The 6,802-nt window shown below is 61.9% G+C and carries 7 protein-coding genes; 2 read left to right on the forward strand and 5 right to left on the reverse strand.

Translation table 11 applies throughout. The annotated features are described in order from the left end of the window. Nucleotides 1–84 precede the first annotated feature (84 nt). Entirely contained in the window at nt 85–897 is an 813-nt protein-coding gene (locus tag NW841_RS04225; RefSeq protein ID WP_414385529.1) for a PhzF family phenazine biosynthesis protein, read from the forward strand. Between the two features lie 54 nt (nt 898–951). Here NW841_RS04225 and NW841_RS04230 read toward each other — a convergent pair whose 3' ends face one another. Both NW841_RS04230 and NW841_RS04235 read right to left on the reverse strand, forming a co-directional pair. Then, nucleotides 952–1,935 carry an apocytochrome f gene (locus tag NW841_RS04230; protein WP_414371021.1) on the reverse strand — a complete coding sequence of 328 codons (984 nt, stop codon included), beginning with the start codon at nt 1,933–1,935 and terminating at the stop codon, nt 952–954. A 188-nt stretch (nt 1,936–2,123) separates the two neighbouring features. Further along, entirely contained in the window at nt 2,124–2,642 is a 519-nt protein-coding gene (locus NW841_RS04235) for a cytochrome b6-f complex iron-sulfur subunit (RefSeq protein WP_414366011.1), read from the reverse strand. A 173-nt stretch (nt 2,643–2,815) separates the two neighbouring features. On the opposite strand from NW841_RS04235, the gene NW841_RS04240 reads away from it, so the two are divergent. Beyond that, nucleotides 2,816–3,133 carry a DUF3067 family protein gene (locus NW841_RS04240; RefSeq protein WP_414366012.1) on the forward strand — a complete coding sequence of 106 codons (318 nt, stop codon included), beginning with the start codon at nt 2,816–2,818 and terminating at the stop codon, nt 3,131–3,133. A gap of 82 nt (nt 3,134–3,215) precedes the next feature. On the opposite strand, the gene NW841_RS04245 is transcribed toward NW841_RS04240, so the two are convergent. The 3 genes from NW841_RS04245 to NW841_RS04255 all read right to left on the reverse strand — a co-directional run bounded on the left by NW841_RS04245 (nt 3,216) and on the right by NW841_RS04255 (nt 6,781). Continuing rightward, entirely contained in the window at nt 3,216–4,457 is a 1,242-nt protein-coding gene (locus NW841_RS04245) for an ATP-binding protein (protein WP_414385531.1), read from the reverse strand. A 61-nt stretch (nt 4,458–4,518) separates the two neighbouring features. Continuing rightward, a complete protein-coding gene (locus NW841_RS04250) occupies nt 4,519–4,836 on the reverse strand; it encodes a hypothetical protein (RefSeq protein ID WP_414334789.1) in 318 nt (105 codons plus the stop codon). 37 nt (nt 4,837–4,873) lie between these two features. Beyond that, on the reverse strand, nt 4,874–6,781 hold the full coding sequence (locus NW841_RS04255) for an FAD-dependent oxidoreductase (RefSeq protein ID WP_414385532.1): 1,908 nt from the start codon (nt 6,779–6,781) through the stop codon (nt 4,874–4,876). Nucleotides 6,782–6,802: the final 21 nt, after the last annotated feature.

A 6,802-nucleotide genomic window follows, 5' to 3' on the forward strand; every position in this document is an offset into this window, starting at 1 on the left:
TTTTTGCCGGGTACGGTTGGGTGCGGATCTCTCTACTTCTAGGCCTGTTGTGGGATCATGGCATGAGGTGGGCTGAACAAGCAGGTGCGGATCCCGTTGTTTCAAGTGGATGCCTTTACGGCCGTGCCTTTTAGGGGCAATCCGGCAGCGGTGTGTTTGCCGCCTCAGGAGCTGCCGGCAGCTTTGATGCAAGCGATTGCGGCGGAGAACAACTTGTCGGAGACGGCTTTTTTACTCCTCCAGGGATCCCTGGGCGATGTTCCCCTCTACGGGCTGCGCTGGTTTACTCCCACCACCGAGGTAGAACTCTGTGGGCATGCCACCTTGGCCGGTGCCTATGTGCTCTTGACCGAGATTCACCCAAAAGCTCAGGAGGTGGCCTTTTCCACCCGCAGTGGCCGGCTGCAGGTGCGGCGGCAGGGGGAGCGGCTGGCGATGGATTTTCCCGCCCAGTTCCCGGAACCCTGGCCAGAAGGCCGGGAGCAAGTGGCCGCGGCTCTGGGGATCCCACTTGTAGAGCTGTACCGCGGCAGCATGGGGGTAGCGGTGCTGGCTTCGGCACAACAGGTGCAGCAGGTGCAGCCGGAGTTGGATCGGGTTCAGACGCTGCCTGTCTCGGGGTTGATCGTCACCGCCTCTGGGGCAGAGGGGGAAGGAGAGCCGGATTTTGTCTGTCGTGTTTTTGCCCCCCAGTTGGGGATCCCGGAGGATCCCGTAACTGGCTCTGCCCAATGTCTGTTGGTGCCCTATTGGTCAGAGCGCCTAGGCCGAACTGAGCTCAGGGTGCGGCAGCTCTCGGCGCGGGGAGGCGAGCTCTGGTGCCGCCATCGCGGCCCGCGGGTGGAGATTGCTGGACAAGCCGTGCTGGTAATGGCGGGAGAGTTGCGGATTCCCTAGAAAAAAACACCCCGGCTGATTCCGGGGTGCTGGAAAAGTACTGGAACAGTTGGGCTAGCCCAAAAGTTCTGCCGCTTGAATGAGCTCCACTTGCTTTTTCTTGAGCACCAGCAGAAGCTGCGTGATAGCCACCGCTGCTAGGAAGGCCACCAGCCATTTCACCCGATCCGGGCTCTGCAGCACCAGATCCCGCTCTACTTGGCCAAAGCCACCTACGTTGGGGTTGTTGGTAACCGGATCCCCTTCTTTGACGCTATCGCCAATGTTAACCACCAACTCCGGCCCTGGCGGCACCACGAGGTGCTTCAGTCCGCCTTCGGTCTCGAAGCTGAGTACCCGCGTGCCTGGCAACTCGTATTCGGGCGGCACCAGGGCGGCCAGCTCAGCCGGCAGGTCGCTGAGGTCGGATTCGACGGTGGCAATGCTGGCTAGGCGGCCAGTGGCGGGAGCGCGGAAGACGTTGTTGTTGCTGAGGCTGCCATCGGGGTTGATCTGGCCACGACCGCGGTTGGCACCGATGTAGACCCGATATTTCATGAAAGCCACGGCGGGATCCTGCGCCGGGTCAGGAGCCACCACTGGGAAGACAATTTCCTGGTGCTGCTCGCCAGGCAAGGGCCCCACCAGAAGGATGTTGGGCTTCTCGTCGCTGTAGGGGGTGATGTAGGTCTCAGCCGTTTCCTGCCGCTGCTCCTCCGTCATCTCCTCCTCAGTGGCCAGGCGGAAGCCTTCCGGCAACACCACCACGGCACCCACATTCAGCCCGCCCTTGCTGCCATCCGCCAACACCTGCTGCTTGCTCAAGTCATAGGGGATCCCGACTTTGATGGTGAACACCTGGCCCGGGGTAACCGCCTGCGGCACTTCGGCACGGGTGGGCATGGCGTTCAGGTGGCAGTTGGCGCAGACAATTTTCCCCGTGGCCTCGCGGGGATTGTCGTAGGCCATCTGGGCATAGTACGGATAGGCTGCTGCCGGACGGGATCCCATCCCCAGCAACAGCAGCAGCGCACACAAGGCCAAGTAAATTCGCTTCATAAGTTCAGCTCAGAATCTCAATCAAAATTCTCGCAAGCCCTTGGGGTCAATCTCCTCAAAGCTGACAACTCATGCTCTAGCCAGGACTAGCGCAGCAACTTCTCTGGGCTTTTCCCCCACTTCTGAGCCGGCGGTAGCCCGTTACAGACTTAGACCACAAGTGTCTCTCCGGAGCCTATTCTGGTGCTTCAGGTCTCACGGAAATCGGGGCCCTGCCAGGGGCTGAAGCGAACGTTGTCGCCGTCCACTGTGGCGCTCACCAGCTCCAGGGAGCGGGGAGCCGGCCCCCGGATCACCTTGCCGTTAGCCGCGTACTGGGATCCGTGGCAGGGGCACTTGAACAAGTTTTCCCCCACGTTCCAGGGCACCACACAGCCGAGGTGGGTGCAAACCGCGTTGAGGCCGTAGTTGGCCACCGCCCCGTTGTCGATCACGATATAGGTGGGATCCCCTTTCAAGCCTTGGGCCAGCACCCGATCCGTGGCTGCGTGGGTAGCCAGCAGCTCACTGACGCTAATCGGCCTGCCGAGGGCATCCTGAGCTATCAGCCCCTCACCTGACCCACCGGAAGAGGGGGGAATGAAATACTTCACCACCGGGTAGAGGGTGCCCACCACCACCACCCCCACCGAGCCGCTGAGGAGGGCATTCAGAAAAACCCGCCGGCTCATGGGGGGCGCCTCGAAGTTGCTAACCGCTTCCGTCATAATGGCCAGTACAAACCTGAGAAGTTTTAATGTTCGTTGACAAACGACATCATCCTAACCGAGCCCCTTGGCTAATATCATTAAGAAATGCAAAGCTAAAGGAAGTGCAAGGCAAGAGGCGGCGGTTTTTCTTCTCCGGCCCAGCTCAGTCCAAACCCGATCCAAGCCAGCCTATGACGGGATCCGACTTTCAAGCTTTGCTGCGGGAGAAGTGGGGCTATTCCTACGACGTGCAACTGCGCCGCATGGGGGACAGGGTGGTTCTGTTGGTGATGTGGCGTTATCTGGAGCAGCCCTCTTTCCCTTTGAGTGAGGCCGAGTATCTGGCTCGCCTGGAGTCTGTCATGGCCCATTTGCAGGCGTGGGGCCTGTGGGAAGCGGTGCAGCGAGAAATTGAGGCTACCCGTCAGAAACCCCGCATCGGCAAGGCGGTGGCCATTCCTTTGGATTTGCAAGGGGTGGGAGAACGCGCCTCCGAGTGGCTGCTGTAGTCTTCCTCGCCCCCGGCTCTTCCCTAAAGGGTAGCCACGGACAGTTTCGCCTCTATCGACGAAAACTCCAACAATCGGCTGGCTATCCAACTTCCACCAGGCCGGCCTGCAGAGCCTGCAAAAACTGGCGGGCGGTGCGACCGGAAAAGCCATTTTGCTGTTGCGCCCAGAGGAGGGCTTGGCGGCGCAAAGCTTCCCCAGAAGAGTCGAGGCCCAGTCGGCGGGCTAGGTGTTCTACGGTGGCCAGGTAGTCGGTTTGGCCGAAGGGGGCAAAGGTGAGAGTGAGGCCGAAGCGATCCCGCAGCGACAGCTTTTCCTGAACTGTATCCCAGGCGTGGATCTCGGGGTCTTGGGGGCTAGGCCGGTCGGCGAAGAACTCGCGGATGAGGTGGCGGCGGTTGCTGGTGGCATAGAGGCGCACATGGGGCGGCGGTGGGATGAGATCCCCTTCCAGAAGCACTTTGAGCTGCTTAAACTCGGTCTCGTCGGCCTCAAAGGAGAGATCGTCCACAAAGAGGACAAAGGGCAGCGCCTGCTGTCCCAGCTCTGCCAAGATCTGCGGCAGTTGAGCCAAATCCGCTCGTCGCAGCTCCAAAAGGCGCAGCCCCTGGGGGCCGTAGCGCCGCAACAACGCCTTCACGAGGGAAGACTTGCCGGTGCCCCGCGCCCCGTAAAGCAGCACATGCAACGCCGGATCCCCCCGCAGGAGGGCTTCGGTGTTAGCGGCCAACTGCCGTTTCTGCCGTTCGTAGCCGTAGATCTCCTCCCAGTCGGGCAGATCGGGAGTGGGGATCCCTTCTAGCCCTGCCGGCCCCCAGCGAAACGCCCAATAGCGACCACAGAGCCCCACTCCCCCTTGGCGGTAGTGGGCAATTAAGGCCTCCAGGCTCTGGCCCCAATCGGCAAAAGGGCGGGGATCCCAGCCAGAACTGCTGGGGTTTTCATCCGGCCAGGGGATCCCCAAGCCCAGCGCCTGCATCTGCTCAGCAATGGTCTCCTGGCTATCGGCCAGGATCTGCAGGCAGCGGAGATCGTGGCGGGCCGCTTGCAAAAGGGGGGCCGGGATCCCTTGGGGTTGCAGCGCCGCCCGCGAGAAGGGGTTATCGGCCCAGCGGATTTCCTGGATGAGCCACTCCCGCCAGCTCAAGCCCTGCCGGGCCAAAAGCTCAAACCAGCGCCCGTAGGCCCTCCAGCAGGGCAGGGGATCCCCGCTCATCAACTGCTGGATGAGCTCCTGCCAGGCCAGGGCCAGGGGATGGGCGCAGATTTCCCGAAACACCAGCAGCTTAGCCGCCGCTTCCGCCGCTTCTTCTAAGGGAGTCATCGCTCTAGGTACGGCTCTTAGCATTGTCTACTCTCCCAGAGGGAGAGGGGCCGGCGTTGGGTTAGCGAGCATTGTCCCGCCGGCCTAGCTCATAGAGGCCACCGCCAACACAGGCAATAAGGCCCCAGGAGACGGCCCAGCTTTTGCCCAACGAGATCTCGGTGAAAGCCACCACCACCGCTGCTGCCAACAGGAAAGGGATGACGCTGAGCAAAGAGGCCAGAGCCCCACTGGGATCCCAGGACAACTGCTTTTCCCAACCCTCCTGCAGGCGGCGGTGCAGCGGCGACAACCCCCACATCAACCCCAGGCTCCAGAGGGCTGTGGCCGCCCACAACGAAGGGCGGATCGCCTCCAGTCCCCCAAATTCAACCCCCATAGCCTCCATGGCCAGCTCCCAACCCTGCCTTTCTAGGCTAGCGGGATTGGGCCCAGTCGGTGGCAGTAATGGTGGTGCCAGGAAATTGAATGGGATTGCCCAAGCTCTGGATCTGGGCTTGGAGAGCGGGCAATAGCTGCAAGTCCAGCAGCGGCTCCCGCAGGATCTCCGCCGGGATCAGATCCCGCTCCAGGGCAAAGTGAGCCGTGTGACCCGCTGCCGTGCCAATGGCCCATTCCACAGGATGCACCCGGTAAGAGGCGCTGGCAATGCGGCTGGTGGCGATGTTCTTGCTGCCGGCCAAGAGGTTGTCGATGCGCTGGGGGATCAGGGCCCGCAGCGGGATCTGGTAGGGGTAGCTAGGGGCCTGGGCATCTTGGTTGTGGCTGGGGGGCAGCGAAAAATCGGGCAGCAGGCACTCGTGAAAATCAATAGGGTACTGCCCCACCCCCACCGAATCGTAGAAGATGAAGGGGCGCCCGCGGTTTAGCTCCGATTCCCGCGTGGTGATATCCGACTCGTAGATGGTGAACCCCTCCGGGTAGGCAAGGCTGGGTCGCCCAACGATGCGCCGCGACTCGCGGATGTAGGGGTACTTGGAGAGGCCGCTGGCAGTTCCCAGGGGGCTAGCGGGCCCTTTGAGGTAGCGGTAGCGCAGGTAAAAGTCCTTTTGAAAGTCAGGATCCGCCTGCTGCAGGAGAAAATCTGTCCGCCCCGCCACCAGCCAGTAGAAGAAGCCTTTAGCATGTTGCTCAGCCCGCCGCAGCGCCTCTACCCGCAAGCCCCCCATCCAGCCGCCGGGATCCAGTTGCCCTGAGGCTTGCAGTTGCTCGTGGGTGAGGATGAGGTTGATCTCCGGCCCGGTGATGCGCCAGTCGTTGCCCCAGGTCCAGTTCTGCAGGGATTGATCCCCCACCCGGATGGCCTCTTCCCCAAAGCCAAATACCTGTCCCCGGATGCGGCGGTAGGTGAAGACCAGAGCAAAGTTAAAGCGCGGCTGTTCAAAGCTGTAGTAGGGGCCGTGCAGCGGGTCGTTGTAGAACTCCGGCTTGATGGGCACCTGCGGCACAGCGGAGCGCTCGATAACAAAGGTGTAGGTAAACCCCTGGGTGCAGTAGGGATCCCTGTAGGGCTTGGAGCTGGGCTCCCAGCGGCTTTTCCCATCCGTGCCAAGGCGGTAGGGCACCCGCGCCAGGGGCAACAGCTCGCCGGTTTCGGTAGCATCGATTACTACCCAAGGTAAAGTTTTGCCCTGCCGCTGCGGCGGCGGCTCAAAGCGCAGGATCTCTTTGTCCCAGTCTGCGGTGGGCTCTAGGCGGTAAAAATCCAGCAAGTAGGTGGAGAGATCCCCCCGATTCTCTGGCTGGACGCCGGCGTGTTTGGGAATATTGCGGATGGCCTGCACACTGCGGACTTGGTAATTCTCAATCTCCACGTCCTTGACCACCGTCTCGGTAAACAGCCGCAACTGTCCCGACTGCAGGTAGGGATCCAACATCTCTCGGATGACCTGGTGGCCCACCTGGGGTGAGAAGCAGAGCACGCTCACCCAGCACTTGCCGGGGTTGGGATCACCGCCGTACTTTTCCCGCACCCGGCGGCGAAACTCTCTATAGCCCTGGGGAAAGATCTCGTTTTCCCGCTGCAAGGGCCGCTCATCCAAAGCCGAGACCCCCTGGGCGCTCACCTGGCCGCCAATCCAGTCGGTCATTTCGGTCATGCACACCTGTCGCCCCAAGCGCAGGGCATCGTAGGCCGCCGCCACCCCCCCCAGCCCGCCCCCGGCGATGAGGATCTCGCAAGGGATGCGGGTTTCCGGCAGAGGCTGGGCCAGAGCCGCCCCGGCGACCAAGATCCCGGCCCCCAGGGCACCGCAGCCCCATCCCTTTAGCTTCATCCCTGCCCCGTAACTCGGCCTGCCGGACTTTCCGGCAACTTTTATCATGGGGGAAAGCGCTGCAACTGC

It is taken from the genome of Synechococcus sp. H60.3, from assembly GCF_047462295.1.
Taxonomy (GTDB): Bacteria; Cyanobacteriota; Cyanobacteriia; order Thermostichales; family Thermostichaceae; genus Thermostichus.